This window comes from Shimia sediminis (genome assembly GCF_003990645.1).
GTDB classification, from domain to species: domain Bacteria; phylum Pseudomonadota; class Alphaproteobacteria; order Rhodobacterales; family Rhodobacteraceae; genus Shimia; species Shimia sediminis.
Genome location: NZ_RYZK01000042.1, coordinates 1 through 1,008, shown reverse-complemented (window position 1 = coordinate 1,008; position 1,008 = coordinate 1). Strand labels below are relative to the sequence as shown.

Here is a 1,008-nt window from a genome sequence, read left to right as displayed (position 1 = left end):
AGCGAAATTAATGAAACGTAGAAATAAATAAATAATGATGGAATAATTTAATTATATTATTATCAACGATATAATAATAAGTATGTAATAATTTATTTACAAAATATTTTGAGTTCTTCTTCGCTGATATATAATATAATATTTAATATACATATTAAATATTCTTTCTAATAACAAAACACAACTCGAACATTTATTTATTCATGAAAAACAAGTCGTGACACTTTGTGTGAGTAGGTTTATTAGACGCGATGATTTTATTGTTTTATTTGTGCAAATTGATGATGAGAAAAATTACGATGGATGAAGATTGAAGATTTTGTTTGTTGTGTGGCTGATCGTTTCCATCTGCTTATGCGGCAGCACCCTCTTCTTCGTCGTCACCCTTGCCGGTCAAAAGTTCAATGAGGGCTAGTGTGTCGATCCTGTTGTTGTTGTCGATTTCCATCGCGTCGAACGCGTCGTCCACCTCTTTGGCCGTGAATTTGTCGCCCCAGGTCATCAGAGCATGTCTGAATCTGTCGCCATCAATGGTGCCACCTTCGTCAAATGATTTGAATGCAGCAATGACGACTTCATCGTCATCAGAACCGCCGGAGTCAGCCATGCGGTTACCGAAAAGACTGAGTAGTTGGGTGAAATTAATTGGTCCAGATGCTTCGCCGATCATCTCTTCCAATTCTTTTTCATTGGCGAGTTTGCCTACGGCGTCGAAGGTGGCCCTCAGATCGCTCTTGCCGATTATACCGTCCTTGTCGTGGTCCATGAGTTGGAAGGCCTCCTTGAATTCGGCGACCTGGTGCTGGGAGAACATGGAGAATACGTTGGAGCCTGAGCGTTTGGCCTTCTTCGAAGAGCCTTTGGAGGAAGCCCTTGATTCCCTGGTCGGTTCAGGCGCTGCAGCTGGGGCAGCTTCCGCTGCTGGTGCCTCTTCCTTCTTCTTGGTCTTCTTAACCTTCTTTTCTTTGTCAGCCATTGTGAATTGAATACAGGGGGCTCCTAACGATA

At 42.4% G+C, this 1,008-nt stretch carries 1 protein-coding gene; it reads right to left on the bottom strand.

The features are described from left to right. Positions 1 to 352: 352 nt before the first annotated feature. On the bottom strand, positions 353 to 1,008 hold a 656-nt coding region (locus tag EK369_RS22790; RefSeq protein ID WP_206198148.1), incomplete at its 5' end, for an EF-hand domain-containing protein.